The organism is Paenibacillus sp. W4I10 (genome assembly GCF_030816325.1).
Classification (GTDB): domain Bacteria; phylum Bacillota; class Bacilli; order Paenibacillales; family Paenibacillaceae; genus Paenibacillus; species Paenibacillus amylolyticus_B.
Map to the genome: position 1 here is coordinate 6,722,941 of NZ_JAUSXX010000001.1, position 16,143 is coordinate 6,739,083.

Here is a 16,143-nt window from a genome sequence, read left to right on the forward strand (position 1 = left end):
AGTTGTAAAATATTTCTGGGATATGAAAGGGGAACGAAGAAAGCTGTCGAATACTACATATTTATAGGGGAGAGAAAGAAAAATCCAACAAGTAAATAACTGGCAGGTGAATGGGAATGGTTCAAAAGAAGCAGAAAGACAGTGGGGAGCAAGTGACAAAATCCGAGCAGGTTAATCCTGAGCAGGTTCAGAAAGTGAAGAAAGAAAAAGTAGGTAAAAGTAAAATTAAAGGGAATGGGAAAAAATTACTTAAGTTTGACCGTAGTAAATTGAAGCTGGGCTGGATCAAGACCGATTGGGTAAAAAAACAATTAAAAAACCGGGATTGGAAAAACCTTGGAGGGTCTTCTTTCAAACAAATTAGGAAGGCAAATCCGGTTAAATCCGTAGGGGTTAAACTGTTCTTGATCTTTTTTGCGGGGATCATGATTTTTGTAGTGAGTTTAGGTCTATTATCCTATTCAAAAGCCAAGGGTACGATAGAGAAAAATGCTTCGCGTGCCAATCAGGAGACCATTGATCAGACCAAACAAAAAATGGACATTATTTTGGAGAGATTTGTGGATACATCCACACAGATTTTCTTTGATCCGGAAATGCAGTCCTTGTTACAAAAAATGTCAGATCAAAATCTGACTGCGTATGATACATTCATAAATTCAAGTTCGATCAATAAACAATTGTCCAATATTGCATTTACGAATAAATCCATGGAAGCGATTTATTTGGTACCTACGGACGATACAAAGTCCATTATGGGTACCGGTAGCAACAGTTCATCCATGGGCAGCATTCGCCAGGAAGCATGGTACAGTGAGTTGATTGAGGCGGGCGGTTATCGCTGGCTTCCAACAGAGATCAAGGAAGATGGCTCAACGCCAACGTTCAGCATTGCACGTTCCATGAAAAACCTGCAAGGGACTACTCAGTCATATGTTCTGGTTATTGAACTGAAACTGGAAGTTCTGGAGGAACAATTGAAATCGCTTGATCTGGGGCCGGGAGCTATTCTTCAACTGATTGCTCCGGATAATAAAGTGGTGGCATCCTCCATCTCGGATGGTACGGGACAAGATACAGAGCTTGCATTTGTCAAAGAGTTGACCGAACCAGCAGGTAGTACGAATACGGAGTATATGGTAGATGGCAAATCTACGGAAATGTTGGCTGTATACAGTACGATGGATACATCCAATTGGAAACTGGTTGGTATGATACCTACCTCTGTTTTGGTTCAGGATGCAAAAGGCATTCTGACCCTGACCTTGTGGATGGCGCTGATTGATGCGGGGATTGCAGTATTGATCGGGGTCTGGATGGTGCGTATGATCGCTCGTCCACTTGGTAAATTGAAAGACCTGATGCAGGAAGGTGCGAAAGGTAATCTTAAAGTTCGTACACCTTACAGCTCCCAAGATGAAATCGGTCAGCTCTCATCTGCCTTCAATCTGATGATGGAGCAGATTACTAAGCTGGTTGAACAAACCAATCGTTCTGCGCAGGAAGTATTGGATACAGCCTCTGAGCTGAGCAGTGCATCCAAGAAAACGGCTGTATCTGCTTCGGAGATCGCCGTAGCTACAGAGGAGATCGCAGGCGGTGCAGGCAGTTTGGCAACCGAAGCGGAACGTGGTAATGAATTAACTGACAATATCTCTCGTCAGATGCAGAGTGTAATCGCTGCTAATGAACAGATGGGTGATTCTGCTCGTCATGTAGAGAAGTCCAGTCAGACAGGAACACAACATCTGAATCAGTTGATGACCAAAACCCAGAAGACAGAAGAAATGATTGGTGCACTAGTGAATAAGGTTGATTCGCTGAAAGAGAGTACGTCTTCTGTTCTGAAAGTGCTTGAAGTGCTGCAAAACATAACGAAACAGACAAATATCCTTTCCCTGAATGCGACCATTGAAGCAGCACGTGCCGGTGCAGCCGGACGTGGATTCATGGTGGTGGCAGATGAGGTTCGTCAGCTTGCGGCTCAATCCAGACAATCCATTGAGATGGTTGGAGAGATCACAGACAAAATCATGACTGAAATGAATGAGACCGTGGATGCTTTGTCTGCAGCTTATCCGTTATTCAAGGAACAGATGGATGCGGTTAAAGATACCAACGTCATCTTTGCTTCCGTACAGGAACAGATGGGTGCATTTGTGGAACGTCTGGGCATGGTGACAGGTTCTATTGGAGAATTAAACCAATCCCAAGGTACGTTGTCTGAAGCCATGAGCAATGTCAGCGCTGTAGCTGAAGAATCTTCTGCAACGTCTCAAGAAGTAGCTTCCTTGAGCAGTGAACAGCAAAATATCAGTAACCAGCTGGTCAATCTGTCTGGCAAACTGGAGAATGTGTCTACTGAACTTAAAGAAACCTTGTCACGCTTTACGGTGTAACAAGCGAAGATTGCAATGAGGATAACCTGTCCCGCACATGGGACAGGTTTTCTTTTTGTTTACCGGATAATTCCAAGTTATATCAGCAATAATATGGTCAAAATGAAAAAAGGTGAGATTGGGATGCATCTCCTTGCGAAACGGCGAATCTATATAACTTGTATTCTTCTAACTCTTGTATTTGGATTCCTTATATTACGATTGGGATGGGTCCAGATTGTTCAGGTGAATCAGACGATGCCTGGATTTCACCGAACGGTACGTGAAATGTCTGTATTGCAGCGTGAACGCGGGGTGATGCTTGACCCGGGGCGGGGACAATTTACGGATTACAAGGGTGAAGCGTTGACTGGTAAGCTGCAATGGGGATTGGTTCTTTTTCCACGGGCAGGTCCATTAGCGAAATTACGCAAGCATGGGACATTAGAAGGCTCCAAGATGACAGAGTTAGCAGCTATATTACATACCGATCTGGATCAATTGAAGAAGGAATGGATTCAGGAAAGTATTCCTCATTTCTGGACAGCAGGTACACATCAGCCTGTTCATTTGACCGCTGCTCAGGTGGAGCGCCTACGTAGTTTGCACCTGCAAGGAGCTGGCATCTATCCGATGATGACAAGGTATCTTCAGGGGTATACAGGAATGCAGTGGATAGGTTATCTGGCTGAACAGCCTGAGTCCTCCAAAGTTCTAACTGGGCATCAGGATGAAGTAAAACAGCCATTTGCTATGAAATCAGGAGCAGCCGGACTGGAGAGGACACTTGAACCCCTATTAAGGGGAATTGGCCCTACGCTTGTATCACGCATGGTCTCGGGTGGTGGAGAGATTATCTCTGATATTCAGCCGCATGTCATTGCACCGACCAATAGCCATTATCCTTTACGTGTAGAAACCACAGTGGATGCTGAGTTACAGCGTGGGTTGGAGGAGTTGACGCAAGAATCTGGATTACAAGAAGGGGCCATTGTTGTGTTAGATGCCGCTAACGCAGATGTTCGCGCCATGATCTCACGCCCTTTCTATCAGCCACAACATGTGGACCCCAAGCAATCGGCCTGGGGGAATCGTGCAGTACAGGGAGCCGTACCGGGTTCCATTTTCAAAATTGTCACTGCCGCTGCTGCTTTGGAGTATCATGCGGTTTCTAACGGAGAAGAATTCCATTGCGGTGGTGAGTACGGAAGATATGGGCTGTCTTGCTGGAAGGAGCATGGGCATGGAGACCTGAATCTGGAGCAAGGATTCGCTGAGTCTTGCAACATCGTATTCGCTGAAACGGCGCGCAGGCTTAGTATGGAACAACTGGAGAACACGGCTGATCGTCTGGGACTCGCGCGTCCGATTGGCTGGGAGGGGAAGCAGATGGCAGGAATGCCCGTGTTACGACACTTTGATCATGAGGATCAAGGGCGTGTGAGAACAGAGGCTGTTACTGGTGCTGATGAAGGTGCGAAAATACAGACAGCAATCGGTCAGCGCGATGTCTTGGTCACACCGCTGCAAGCTGCCAATCTGATCGTTACATTGTTACATGATGGAAAGGTTAGTGCCCCACGTCTCGTTAAGCGCATCCGATATGCGGATGGTGGCACCATGCTGGAGATGCCCTTGCATGATTCACCTTCAGCATCAGGACAGATTGCTCCCGCAACAGCGCATAAACTGTTATCCTGGATGAATAAGGTAGTTCGTGAGGGAACAGGAAAATCCCTGCAGCGTGCACGGTGGCATGTTGCAGGGAAATCAGGTACAGCTCAGGTACAGAAACATGGAGAGAAGCGCAACAATCAATGGTTCATTGGTTATGGACCGGTAGAACAACCCAAATATGCTGTAGCTGTTCTTGTTCAAAATGTCTCTCCTGACAGCCAACATCAGGCGACGGCACTCTTCAGGAAGGTGATGGACTACTTGGCTGAGTCCTCATGATTCTTCGCAGGAACGGGACGTTGTACAGTAGATTCGGCAGAATTCGATGAGGCCTTATTAACGGGTGGGTCCATTACTAATGGAGAGGACTCAAATTCATCTTTTGGCAGGTGAATCCACTTTTGCAGGTACCCTTGTTGTAACAGTTCTTTCAGAAGGATCAGGAGCACTGGAGATAACACTACACCAGCCAGGCCAAAGATCGAAAGGGAGATCAGCATAAACGAAAGCATCAAGTACGCCGAAGATACACCAATCGAGTTACCCGATATTTTCGGTTCCAGCAACTGCCGTGTCAGCATCGTCACTGCCAGAATCACAATCAGGCCAATCGCCAGGCTGCTATTGCCAATAATGAATAAGTAGACGATCCATGGAATAAACACAACAGGAACGCCAAGCAATGGTACCAGATCAAAAACCGCACAGACTGCTGCAATGGTAAAGGCATTAGAGGTTCCCAAAATCAACAAACCTGCATAAATCAATACAAACGTAATGAGCATCATGATCATCTGTGCCTTCAAATACGAGCGGATTGTCTTGAACACGTGATTACGCATGAATTCAATAGCTAACTTTAATGTTTTGGGCGTCTTCGCACGGGCGAACTTGCGCCAGGATTCAATCTCAATACTGAGGAAAAATGCCAGAATAATCGCAATTCCGAAGTTCGTAATAAACGAAGAGAATGAACTGAGGAAGCCTACGACGAATTGCGCTCCGCTCGTTACCCATTTGGACAGGAACCCGGTCAGTGTTGCAAAATAATCATTCGCTTTTTCCATAACTCCATCAGGGAGAGCGTCTGACTTGTCCTGAATGAATAACACCAGATTGGTGAATTCACGTTGTATCATTTCAATGTATACAGGGAAGTTATCTTGAAGATTGGAAATTTGTGAAATGATAATCAAGCCTACCCCAAAAAAGGCAGCGACAATCAATGCAAGAAACAACAAGACGGAGATGGCGGCTCCAAGCGTCTTGGGCAGTCCTTTGCGATGTAGAAATTTGGCTAATGGCTCAATCATCCAGTACACGATAAATGAGAGAAAAACCGGTGCAGCCACATGGTATAATTGACTGAAACCGTACATGATCACATACACGGTTAATACGAGCAACGCGATGTCAAAGACAGTTCGCCCGTATTTTTTGTAAAGCGGTAGCATGGACATGGCTCCTTTGATGGCAATAATTAGATTGTATTTATTGTACACGATAGCTATCTTTTTGGGAAAACAGGATTCAAGAAAAGTCTGAACTATGATAAAATTAAAGGCGGTTTATTTTAGATAGTGCCATAGTGCACCGTAATTCAGCAGGAGAAGTGGGGAGCTTGCAACATGACAATGATACTTCAGAGTATTCTACTGTGGTTATTGTATCTTTCATCTTTTTACGCCTTTATTCCAAGTTTGATTAGCAGGCTTTTTGGTTTTCGTGTATTTCGACGGGGAAGAAGTGATACACAATTTGCATTAACGTTTGACGATGGGCCAGATCCACATTATACGCCAAGATTGCTCGATCTGCTTCATCAGCATCAAGCAAAAGCCACATTTTTTGTCGTTGGAGAACATGCTGCGAGTCATCCTGAACTCATACAACGCATACATGACGAGGGTCATCTTATTGGCATTCATAATTATATTCACAAGACGAACTGGCTCATGCGGCCGCGTACTGTTCGTGATCAGATTCAGCGAACAGGTCAGATTATCCATGAAGTAACCGGCGTGAAGACTTGTTATTATCGTCCACCGTGGGGGATTATGAATCTGTTTGATTTTTTCAGCAAGAAAGAACGAAAGATTGTACTGTGGTCTTCTATGTTTGAAGACTGGAGAAGCCGAGTAGGTGCCCAGAGATTGACTGAACGGATGCTGAAGGAACTGAGAGGCGGAGAGGTCATGCTGCTACATGATCGAGGAACGACCCTTGGTGCAGATGCACACGCGCCGGAGCAGATGCTTCAGGCGCTGGAAGTCGTCTTGCAGGAAGCTGAACGGCTTGGGCTGCAAAGTGTACGCGTTGATACGTTGATGGGAGGTATCACAGTGAGCGAATCTCAGAACAAAACGCAATTACAAACACCATTGAAGCTATGGAAACGAATCGTTGTTGCCTTATGGTTGGGCTGGGAAAAGTTGTTCCACTGGGTATATCATCTACGGACGGCTTCGCCAGAGGACCCAATGCTGCACTTCAGATCACGTGTATATCACGGAGCACGGGTGGAGATGAATGATGGCCATGTCATTCAAAATGGAGATCCGGTGATAGAACTGCATTTTGACAATCAGAAGTTGTTTGAACTTGGAGTGACGTCACGTTCCAGTATGCATTTGGCTATTCGCATGATTCGGACCATGGAACAGCAATTGCCGGATCTGGCACGCATGGTGGCACTCGAACCGGAGTTACGCTCTGCCAAAGCCATATACGGTGTGAGTATGATTAACAGAGGTCCGGAAAAATTTGGATTTACCGTACAAGAATTGCCCCCTGGACCGTTCAGTGCTGCATCCAAAGTATACCTGAAGCTACTGTTAAGTGTAATACACCCGGCAGGAACCAAACGCCTGAAACAGCGTACAGAACAATTGGTACCCAAGATGATTGCCATGCCGCTGGATCTACTGTTGGAACGTTACGGTCAACATACGATGCAGGTGGCAGCAACGGTAGAAGAATCCGGAGATGAATCGTTGTTAATTGAACAAGAGATATTGCCAGAGCAGAACTAAACGGACTAATCATACCAACCAGCAAAAAAAAGGGTTGCCCTTCGCCAGATTTGGCAGAAGAGCAACCCTTTATTTATTAGATTGTTTCCGATAGGTCAAGTAAAGGAAAGCGTAAATTAGATACTCAGTACGCCACCGTTGCTTGCATTGGTAACCAGTTTGGAATAACGAGCCAGGTAACCGGTTTTTACTTTCGGTTCAAAGCCTTTCCAACCTGCGCGACGACGTTCAAACTCTTCGTCACTGATGTGCAATTCGATGATACGGTTGTTCAGATCCAGCTCGATGATGTCTCCTTCTTCAACAAAGGCGATTGGACCACCTTCAGCTGCTTCCGGAGAGATATGTCCGATACTGATTCCGCGGGATGCGCCAGAGAAGCGTCCATCGGTGATCAAACCAACTTTGGCGCCCAATCCCATACCTACGATCTGGGAAGTAGGAGCCAGCATCTCAGGCATACCTGGTCCGCCTTTAGGTCCTTCATAACGGATAACAACAACATGTCCTTCTTTTACTTTGCCGTTAGCAATACCTTCCAGCGCTTGTTCCTGGGAGTCAAAGCAGATGGCAGGACCTTTGTGGTATCCGCCAACCGAAGCATCAACTGCACCAACTTTGATGATAGCGCCTTGTGGTGCAAGGTTACCAAACAATACAGCCAGGCCGCCTTTTTCGGAATGCGGGTTATCCAAGTGGTGAATGACATTTGTATCCTGGATTTCTTTTCCTTCAACGTTCTCACGGATCGTTTTACCCGTTACAGTAATGCAGTCACCATGAATTGCGCCTGGTTTCTTGAGCAATTCGTTCAGCACTGCGCTTACGCCGCCTGCATTATGAACGTCTTCGATGTGAAGATCGGAAGCAGGTGCAAGTTTCGCCAGATGAGGAACGCGGTTAGCTACTTCATTGATACGCTCGATTGGATACTCGATGCCTGCTTCATGAGCCAGTGCCAGCGTGTGCAGTACTGTATTCGTAGATCCACCCATCGCCATATCCAGAGCAAACGCGTTATCGATCGCTTCTACAGTAACGATATCACGTGGTTTCAGATCCATTTTAATAAGTTCCATCAGTTGTTTAGCAGATTGTTTAACAAACTCACGACGCTCAGGAGCAACAGCCAGGATGGTTCCGTTACCTGGCATAGCCAGTCCCATCGCTTCAGCCAGACAGTTCATGGAGTTTGCAGTAAACATACCGGAACATGATCCACATGTTGGACAGCCGAACTGTTCAAGTTCAAGCAAGCTCTTATCATCGATTTTACCTGCTTGGTAAGCACCTACGCCTTCAAATACAGAGGTCAAGGACAGAGCTTTACCATTGCTGTCACGACCGGCTTTCATCGGTCCACCGCTGACAAACACGGTAGGGATATTACAGCGGAGTGCACCCATCATCATGCCGGGTGTAATTTTATCGCAGTTCGGGATACATACCATGCCGTCGAACCAGTGAGCAGATACAACCGTTTCCACGGAATCCGCGATAATGTCACGGCTTGGCAGCGAGTAACGCATACCAATGTGTCCCATGGCAATACCATCATCTACTCCGATGGTGTTGAATTCGAATGGAACGCCACCGGCTTCACGAATAGCATCCTTTACAATTTTACCGAATTCCTGAAGGTGGACGTGGCCGGGCACGATATCGATGTATGAGTTACATACGGCAATAAACGGCTTGCCGAAATCCTCTTCTTTAACGCCCGCTGCGCGGAGCAAACTCCGGTGTGGTGCACGGTCAAAACCTTTTTTGATCATATCGGAACGCATCTTCTTGGCTGACATGGTGTATTCCCCCCAAATATATAATATTGAGCAACATGAATGGAAAAGTAAATGGCAGTGCATCTGTCGTTTAATTTCATCCGTACTCTAAAAAAAAGGACCGGCATGCCGGTGTCGAGCTCCCCGTAGTTTGTGAAATTCTTTGCTGCTTTAAACCCGTGAACACCCGGTTTTTCTATTGAGTCTATCACAACCGTCGTCATATTTCTACAATCAATAGAAAGAAGCCTCAAACCATTTTCATGGAATTAGACTTCTTGATTTACGGGAAAGCTATGATCATGTTTCGATGTGGCGAGCGGAATTCATTAGTTGCTTCCACCTTTGCGTCCAATCTCACGATAGAATTCCTTATTATGAGTTTCGGAGGTTGCTTCGCCGCCCTTGCGACCAATCTGCTTGTAAAAGTCAGTGTCATGGGCATCTGAAGTCGCTTCTCCACCCTTTTTTCCAATCATCTGGTAGAAGCTTCGATCATGGTTCTTGGAAGTCGCTTTGCCACCTAATCTGCCAGCTTCCTCACGGCTCATCTTGCGTTCTGACGTCGGTTGACGTGCCATTACAAATCACTCCTTACAACGATAAGTTGTTTTTTGTAGCGCGTATCCCTAATTTACCACCTTATTTCCAGCCTGAAACAACACACCAGAATAGAATCGATGGTGAAGAGATCCGTCAGAGCGTTAGGCCGATCGTTTAAACACCTCATGTCGATTGAAAGAAAATCGGGATATATCCGGTTCAATTAAGGGTTTGAACGTGTGACGTACAGCCGGCAGAGCCAGTGTGACTGCGAAGAGTATGGCAATGACCAGTATGACTGGAATATACGCCGAGCTTCCCATATAACTGTAGACTCCGGACCAGATCGCGAGACGAACGAGAAACCCATGCAGCAGGAATACATAGAGTGTGCGCCGTCCAAGGTCCGTCAGTCTGGAAGTCAAGGAAGGTACCCAGGCCAAGAACAGTGCTGCCGATGCGATCTCCAATAGGTAGACTCCAAGTCGGAAGATGCCGGCATACCATTCGTGGTGACCCAGTTCGGCGTACGTCATGCTGCCGAGTAACCATCCGGTTGAAACATTCAAACCCCCATACCCGATCCATACCAACAGTGCAGCAGAGAGGATGGCTGCGGTTTTTCGCCCCCAACCGGATAATAAACGTGAACGGATGGTTGCTCCATAGTCATAACCGATGACAAAGAACGGCAGAAATACAAACGTACGGCTGAAGCTGAGCCAGAACCCGTCGATGGGCAAATACCCGGCAATTATACCAAGCGCAATCGATCCAATCAGCCGATATATCGGTTTCCAGGAAATCGTCAGACGAAGCAACAGTCGCCAACAGAAATGACTCGCGAGAAACCATAACAGCAAGTAAGGTGCAAAGAAGGATAGCCGCATATGGGGTGTGTGGAATACGGTAAAGTCCATTAGTGCGTATAAGGACTGAAACAGTACATACTGTAGTGCAATCTGCTTCAGGACGTTTCGCCCAGATGCACCTTGGAGTGAGTGTGTCGCAAAATACCCGGTTACCCATACAAAGAGCGGCATGTGAAACGTATATATCCACAGGAACAGAGCTTCCGCTCCTGCAAAGCGTGTGATGAGTGGTTCAAGTGCATTACCAGCTAGGACACAGACGATAAGCATAAAGCGCAGATTGTAAAAGAAAGATTCCTGATCATCCCGGATCAGTGTCTGATTTTTCATGGTGTAGCCCCCTTATAGACCCTGGTTGCCAGGTCATTTGCATCTGTAATAAGGGTAATATGGATGTGTATTATCTATTGTGATTTAATTCACATTAGTAAGCGTTATCTTTTCTCAAAGCTGTGACAACAAAATGAACGCAACGGGATTGACAACGGTTGCATAGAGGATGACAATAGAAAAAGAAGATGAGGGAATGTAACGATAAGGAGGGAAGAAATCATGTCAACGAGTCCCTATCCAAGCCCGGAAATTATTACGTTTGGGGAGAGTATGGGTTTGCTGACTGCCAAGGATACAAGAGGGCTGGAATATGCAGCCACATTGGACAAGTCTTTCGGGGGTGCTGAGAGCAATCTGGCTATTGGCGTATCCCGCCTGGGGCATACTAGTGGTTGGTTTGGACGCTTGGGCAATGATCCGATCGGCAGTATGATTCTGAAAGCCATTCGCGGTGAAGGCGTAGATGTATCCCGGGTAAGGTTAAGTGATCACGAGCCCACTGGTTTGATGATTCGTGAGAACGCTTCCGGGAAAGCCTCGGTGCATTATTATAGGAAGCTATCTGCTGCAAGTGCGATCACACCTGATGATCTGGATCCCGACTATATTGCCGGGGCGAAGATATTGCACGTTACGGGTATAACGGCAGCGATAAGCCCGTTGGGACTTGCTACGGTAGAGGCTGCCATACATATTGCCAAACAGGCAGGGGTGAAAGTAAGCTTTGATCCGAATCTGCGTCTCAAACTATGGTCTGCGGATGAGGCCCGTCCGGTTATACTGCGTATAGCTGAACTGGCGGACTACTTTTTACCGGGGCTGGACGAGATGAAACTTCTATATAACGAAGAAAATGATCAAAAAGTACTTGAGCGTTTATCTGCCATGAATGCTGTGTGCATTGTGAAGGGTGGCCCTGATTTGACCTACGTATTGGCGAATGGTACCCTAACTGAAGTTCCGTACTTTAAGGCGGATCATGTTCTGGATACGGTAGGTGCAGGAGATGGATTCTGCGCGGGATTTTTAACGGGTATATTAAAAGGATACTCCCCGCAGGAAGCAACCCGTCTCGGCAATTTGACCGGTTCCATGGTTATACAGGCTGTTGGCGATTGGGAGGCGCTCCCGACGTGGGGGCAGGTCGAGGCCAAACTGAACAATGTTGCCCATGTTGAGCGCTAGTGGCTGCTGAAATCATATATGGCTCATCTTCGTTCTTAAATGTAAGGCTTGTATACACAACCACCACATTGACAAGGGAGAGAATGAAATGAAGAAGCTTCAGCTGTTGCAAAAGATTACGGACAATGGGGTTGTGGCAGTTCTGCGTGCAGATTCTGCTGATCAAGTCATTGCCATGGCCGAGCAAGCGATTGCGGGTGGCATTAAAGTTATCGAGATTACGATGACAGTACCCAGTGCACTCAAAGCCATTGAAAAATTAAGCCGTGTATACCATTGGAACACACAAGATCCAGAGAAATTCGCGATTATTGGTGCGGGAACGGTGCTTGAACCGCAAACGGCAAGAGCGGCTATCATGTCGGGTGCCGAGTTTGTCGTTGGACCTTCCCTGAACCCGGATACGGTTCAGATATGCAACCTGTATCGAATTCCGATTCTGCCTGGTGTGATGACGATTGCTGATGTTCAACGCGCATTGGAACTCGGTGTGGACATTGTGAAGTTGTTCCCGGGTAATCTGTATGATCCTTCGATTATCAAAACGATGAAGGGCCCTATGCCGCAGGCGAATTTTATGCCAACTGGCGGGGTATCCTTGTCTAATCTGGGGGATTGGATCAAGGGTGGAGCAGTGGCTGTAGGGATCGGCTCCGACTTGACATCGGAAGCTGTGAAGACGGGTGACCTGAGTCATGTCCGTCGCAAAGCGGAACAATATATGGATGCTTACCGCAAGGCCAAGGCTGAATAATATTTTTTAATTCGTAGAAGGGGAGCCTGATGAACAAAGGCTCCCAATTCTGTGAGCCGCGGCACCTGCGGAAGTGAAGAAAGGTGATTAATGTTGAGAAATCGGTATAATACAGGGCGCAAGAAGAGGGGCATCGGGAAATTCCTGCTCGTACTTCTGGCGCTCATTGTCATTGGATGTGGATTTGTTGCGTGGAAATTATTCACACCATACGGTCCACAGGAGACAGCTCAAACAGCTATGGAAACAGCCAATAAGGTGACGGTGAGTGAACAAGAGAACTGGATTGATTTTGTGCCAGACAAACCAACGGGGAAAAGTGTACTTTTCTATCCTGGTGGATTGGTAAAACCGGAAAGTTATGCACCACTTGCCCATGAGCTGGCTGCTGCGGGTCATCACACCATTATTGCCAAGATGCCAGTTAACCTGGCAGTGCTTAAGCCAAACTTGGCAGATGAGATTCTGGCCGCATATCCGGACGAACAATTCGTTATGGGTGGACACTCTCTCGGCGGGTCCATGGCTGCACGTTATGTAGCCGCACATCCAGATGCACTTCACGGGATCTTCTTCTTGGCATCTTACCCGGATGAAAAAGGGAGTGTAATGACACTGGGGATACCTGCATTATCCATTTTGGGTACTAAAGATGAGGTTGTGAATATGATCAAGTATCAGAGTGGACGTATGTATTTGCCCGTGGAGACGGTATACTACACCATTGAAGGTGGAAACCACGCCCAGTTCGGTGATTATGGTCATCAAAAAGGAGATGGCGAGCCGGAAGTGAGTGGAGAAGAACAGCTGAATCAGACGGTCAAGACGGTACTGGCTTGGTTAAGTACCATCAAGTAGGTTTTGATTATTCTGCACTAATGGCTGTATGCATTTATAGCATAACTTGATGGAGGTGGTACGGATGGCTATCCTTCAAGTGAATGGAGCGCAGATCCCATGTAAAGGTATCCTATTTGATAAAGATGGAACACTGCTGGAATTCCTCCAGCTATGGGGACCGTGGGCAGAGACATTACTGGATCAGTTGCAATCACTTATGAATGAACTTGGAGCTTCATTTACGGTTGAACGGGAGAACGTTCTGGGCACCATCCATAATCCGCAAGGTCATATTGTTGGATATGATCCGCAAGGCCCGCTGGCCATTGCGACTGTGGATGAGTGCACGGGATTACTTGCAGGGCAGTTATATGCAGCAGGCATGCCATGGAATGAAGCGATCACAACGATACGCCAATTTTCAAGTGTGGCCATGAAATCGGTAAGAGAGCGCAAATCGGCTGAACCGATGCCAGGATTACTTGCTTTCTTACAGAGTTGCAGGGCAGCAGACATACCTCTGGCAGTTGTCACTTCAGACAGTACAGCGGCAGCAGAAACACATCTGGATTGGATGGGGATACGTTCCTTTTTCACCTCCATTGTGGGCTGTGATCGGGTGACCCAGGGCAAACCGGATGGAGAAGCAGCACTCTTGGCTTGCCGTGAATTACATATCGATCCTGCGGAGGCCGTTGTAATTGGAGACAGCAATGGGGATATGCAGATGGGGCGTCACGCAGAGGTATCCTATACGCTCGGTTACTGTCCACAGTTAGATCAAGGATCGTACCTGGTTGATGCCCATGCCATTATTCGTCATTATAATGAGCTAAGCGTGATTATATAAGTCACTCTGGCCAAAAGGAGGAGAGAGGATGAACGCAACAGAACAACTGGCTGCCTGGATTCAGGAAAGCTCCCGGATTGTTTTTTTCGGAGGGGCCGGGACTTCAACGGAAAGCGGGATTCCCGACTTCCGCTCGGCTGCGGGTCTGTATCAGACGGAGCAGCATTCGCCTTATCCACCGGAAGAATTGTTAAGCCGACATTTTTTTGATCAACATGCCGATATTTTTTATGATTTTTATCGTGGCAAAATGCTTCATCCAGATGCGGAACCGAATGGGTGCCATCGACTATTAGCCCGTCTAGAGCAGGAAGGAAAACTTCAGGCAGTGATCACGCAAAATATCGACGGACTACATCAGAAGGCAGGTAGCAGCAATGTCTTTGAGCTTCACGGCTCAATTCATCGTAACGGCTGCATGGATTGCAAGCAGTTTTATACGCTGAATGATATTATACAGTCCCAAGATACCGTGCCTCGCTGTACCACATGTGGTGGTGTAATCAAACCGGATGTGGTGCTGTACGAAGAGGAGCTGGATCAGACGACATTGTATCGTTCCATTGATGCACTGTCTTCTGCAGATCTGTTACTCGTGGGAGGCACGTCACTGACGGTATATCCGGCGGCCCAGTTAATTACGTATTTTCAGGGAAAACATACCGTTCTGCTCAACGCTACACCTACCGCTTACGACCACAGGGCTGATTTGCTGATTACAGAGCCGATTGGCGAGGTAATGAATAATGTGGACCAGCTTCTTGGTTGAACGTATGGACTGAATAACCGCATTCTCCGGCATAGATCGGATACAAGAGGCGGAACCTGGGGAAAGAAGGGATTCATAATGGTCTACGTAGCAAGCGATACTCGCTATGAAACGATGAAATATAACCGCGTTGGACGTTCAGGTTTGAAACTGCCAGCGATTTCACTGGGGCTGTGGCATAATTTTGGCGGTATCAATAACGCTGAGAATGGCCGTAATATGATTACCCGATCATTTGATCTGGGTATTACACATTTTGACCTTGCCAACAATTATGGCCCACCGGCAGGTTCGGCAGAGCAGTTATTTGGACAGGTATTGGCCCAGGATCTGAAACCTTATCGTGATGAACTGGTGATCTCCACCAAAGCGGGTTATTATATGTGGCCCGGGCCGTATGGCGAGTGGGGTTCACGCAAAAATCTGGTATCCAGTCTGAATCAGAGCTTGAAGCGTATGGGCCTGGATTATGTGGATATTTTCTATTCACATCGTTATGATCCCGAAACACCTTTGGAAGAAACGATGATGGCACTGGATCATATTGTTCGCTCGGGCAAAGCCCTGTATGTAGGGATCTCCAACTATCCCGCAGAGCAGACGAGACAGGCTGCCGAAATTCTGAAAGGTCTGGGTACGCCCCTGTTAATCCATCAACCGAAATACTCGCTGCTGGACCGCTGGATTGAAGGTGGTTTGCAGGACGTGCTGGATGAGTATGGAACAGGCAGTATTGCATTCTGTCCATTGGCACAAGGTGTGCTCACGAACAAATACTTGAATGGTATCCCGGAAGACTCACGTGCCAAAGGACCGTCGGTATTCTTGAATGAAAACAACATCTCTCCAGAGACGCTCCGCAAAGTGCGTGCGCTGAACCAGATTGCAGCAGCCCGTGGTCAGAGTTTGGCCCAATTTTCACTCTCGTGGGTGCTGCGTAATGGCAGGGTAACTTCCGCGCTGATTGGCGCAAGTCGTCCTTCCCAGATTGAAGAGAATGTGGCTGCACTCAGCCAATTGGATTTCTCTACAGAGGAATTGGAACGGATTGAATCCATTCTGTCTCCGGAGCCTGATGACAAATAAATAAAGTGCAAAAGGTGCATCTTAGCCATAATGGCGGAATGCA

Annotated in this window: 12 protein-coding genes and 1 pseudogene; 9 read left to right on the forward strand and 4 right to left on the reverse strand. The window is 47.0% G+C overall.

The features are described 5' to 3' along the window. The first annotated feature begins 110 nt into the window (after nucleotides 1-110). Both QF049_RS30195 and QF049_RS30200 read left to right on the forward strand, forming a co-directional pair. Nucleotides 111-2,399, forward strand: coding sequence for a methyl-accepting chemotaxis protein (locus tag QF049_RS30195; protein WP_373428321.1), 2,289 nt, complete (start codon nucleotides 111-113; stop codon nucleotides 2,397-2,399). 237 nt (nucleotides 2,400-2,636) lie between these two features. Then, nucleotides 2,637-4,334, forward strand: coding sequence for a peptidoglycan D,D-transpeptidase FtsI family protein (locus QF049_RS30200; RefSeq protein ID WP_307542678.1), 1,698 nt, complete (start codon nucleotides 2,637-2,639; stop codon nucleotides 4,332-4,334). On the opposite strand, the gene QF049_RS30205 is transcribed toward QF049_RS30200, so the two are convergent. Next, nucleotides 4,313-5,509: an AI-2E family transporter gene (locus QF049_RS30205; protein WP_091020423.1), complete on the reverse strand. Its 1,197-nt coding sequence runs from the start codon at nucleotides 5,507-5,509 to the stop codon at nucleotides 4,313-4,315. The two genes, QF049_RS30200 and QF049_RS30205, sit on opposite strands and share 22 nt — an antisense overlap. A 174-nt stretch (nucleotides 5,510-5,683) precedes the next feature. Here QF049_RS30205 and QF049_RS30210 point away from each other — a divergent pair, with 174 nt between their 5' ends. After that, nucleotides 5,684-7,087, forward strand: coding sequence for a polysaccharide deacetylase family protein (locus tag QF049_RS30210; protein WP_307542681.1), 1,404 nt, complete (start codon nucleotides 5,684-5,686; stop codon nucleotides 7,085-7,087). Between the two features lie 116 nt (nucleotides 7,088-7,203). On the opposite strand, the gene ilvD is transcribed toward QF049_RS30210, so the two are convergent. The 3 genes and pseudogenes from ilvD to QF049_RS30225 all read right to left on the reverse strand — a co-directional run bounded on the left by ilvD (nucleotide 7,204) and on the right by QF049_RS30225 (nucleotide 10,613). Beyond that, nucleotides 7,204-8,889, reverse strand: coding sequence for a dihydroxy-acid dehydratase (gene ilvD, locus QF049_RS30215; protein ID WP_074096200.1), 1,686 nt, complete (start codon nucleotides 8,887-8,889; stop codon nucleotides 7,204-7,206). Between the two features lie 317 nt (nucleotides 8,890-9,206). Then, a pseudogene (locus QF049_RS30220) lies at nucleotides 9,207-9,449 on the reverse strand (KGG domain-containing protein); the annotation flags it as partial. 123 nt (nucleotides 9,450-9,572) lie between these two features. Further along, nucleotides 9,573-10,613 carry an acyltransferase family protein gene (locus QF049_RS30225; RefSeq protein WP_307542683.1) on the reverse strand — a complete coding sequence of 347 codons (1,041 nt, stop codon included), beginning with the start codon at nucleotides 10,611-10,613 and terminating at the stop codon, nucleotides 9,573-9,575. Between the two features lie 222 nt (nucleotides 10,614-10,835). Between QF049_RS30225 and QF049_RS30230 the strand changes: the two genes are divergently transcribed. From QF049_RS30230 to mgrA, 6 genes are all read left to right on the forward strand, one after another. Then, entirely contained in the window at nucleotides 10,836-11,801 is a 966-nt protein-coding gene (locus QF049_RS30230; RefSeq protein WP_307542685.1) for a sugar kinase, read from the forward strand. Between the two features lie 88 nt (nucleotides 11,802-11,889). Further along, nucleotides 11,890-12,555: a bifunctional 2-keto-4-hydroxyglutarate aldolase/2-keto-3-deoxy-6-phosphogluconate aldolase gene (locus tag QF049_RS30235; RefSeq protein ID WP_017686833.1), complete on the forward strand. Its 666-nt coding sequence runs from the start codon at nucleotides 11,890-11,892 to the stop codon at nucleotides 12,553-12,555. Between the two features lie 90 nt (nucleotides 12,556-12,645). Then, complete coding sequence (locus QF049_RS30240) at nucleotides 12,646-13,413, forward strand: alpha/beta fold hydrolase (protein WP_307542687.1); 768 nt, start codon at nucleotides 12,646-12,648, stop codon at nucleotides 13,411-13,413. A gap of 64 nt (nucleotides 13,414-13,477) precedes the next feature. Further along, nucleotides 13,478-14,245, forward strand: coding sequence for an HAD family hydrolase (locus QF049_RS30245; RefSeq protein ID WP_307542689.1), 768 nt, complete (start codon nucleotides 13,478-13,480; stop codon nucleotides 14,243-14,245). 28 nt (nucleotides 14,246-14,273) lie between these two features. Next, on the forward strand, nucleotides 14,274-15,014 hold the full coding sequence (locus QF049_RS30250) for an NAD-dependent protein deacylase (RefSeq protein ID WP_307542691.1): 741 nt from the start codon (nucleotides 14,274-14,276) through the stop codon (nucleotides 15,012-15,014). A gap of 78 nt (nucleotides 15,015-15,092) precedes the next feature. Then, the gene (gene mgrA, locus QF049_RS30255) at nucleotides 15,093-16,100 is read left to right on the forward strand and encodes an L-glyceraldehyde 3-phosphate reductase (protein WP_307542693.1); all 1,008 of its coding nucleotides are present in this window, start codon (nucleotides 15,093-15,095) and stop codon (nucleotides 16,098-16,100) included. Nucleotides 16,101-16,143 lie beyond the last annotated feature (43 nt).

Bases quoted from the DNA above. Each gene is read 5' to 3' on its own strand.
- QF049_RS30195 (WP_373428321.1), top strand. From the start codon at position 111: ATGGGAATGGTTCAAAAGAAGCAGAAAGACAGTGGGGAGCAAGTGACA.
- QF049_RS30200 (WP_307542678.1), top strand. From the start codon at position 2,637: ATGCCTGGATTTCACCGAACGGTACGTGAAATGTCTGTATTGCAGCGT.
- QF049_RS30205 (WP_091020423.1), bottom strand. From the start codon at position 5,509: ATGCTACCGCTTTACAAAAAATACGGGCGAACTGTCTTTGACATCGCG.
- QF049_RS30210 (WP_307542681.1), top strand. From the start codon at position 5,684: ATGACAATGATACTTCAGAGTATTCTACTGTGGTTATTGTATCTTTCA.
- ilvD (WP_074096200.1), bottom strand. From the start codon at position 8,889: ATGTCAGCCAAGAAGATGCGTTCCGATATGATCAAAAAAGGTTTTGAC.
- QF049_RS30225 (WP_307542683.1), bottom strand. From the start codon at position 10,613: ATGAAAAATCAGACACTGATCCGGGATGATCAGGAATCTTTCTTTTAC.
- QF049_RS30230 (WP_307542685.1), top strand. From the start codon at position 10,836: ATGTCAACGAGTCCCTATCCAAGCCCGGAAATTATTACGTTTGGGGAG.
- QF049_RS30235 (WP_017686833.1), top strand. From the start codon at position 11,890: ATGAAGAAGCTTCAGCTGTTGCAAAAGATTACGGACAATGGGGTTGTG.
- QF049_RS30240 (WP_307542687.1), top strand. From the start codon at position 12,646: ATGTTGAGAAATCGGTATAATACAGGGCGCAAGAAGAGGGGCATCGGG.
- QF049_RS30245 (WP_307542689.1), top strand. From the start codon at position 13,478: ATGGCTATCCTTCAAGTGAATGGAGCGCAGATCCCATGTAAAGGTATC.
- QF049_RS30250 (WP_307542691.1), top strand. From the start codon at position 14,274: ATGAACGCAACAGAACAACTGGCTGCCTGGATTCAGGAAAGCTCCCGG.
- mgrA (WP_307542693.1), top strand. From the start codon at position 15,093: ATGGTCTACGTAGCAAGCGATACTCGCTATGAAACGATGAAATATAAC.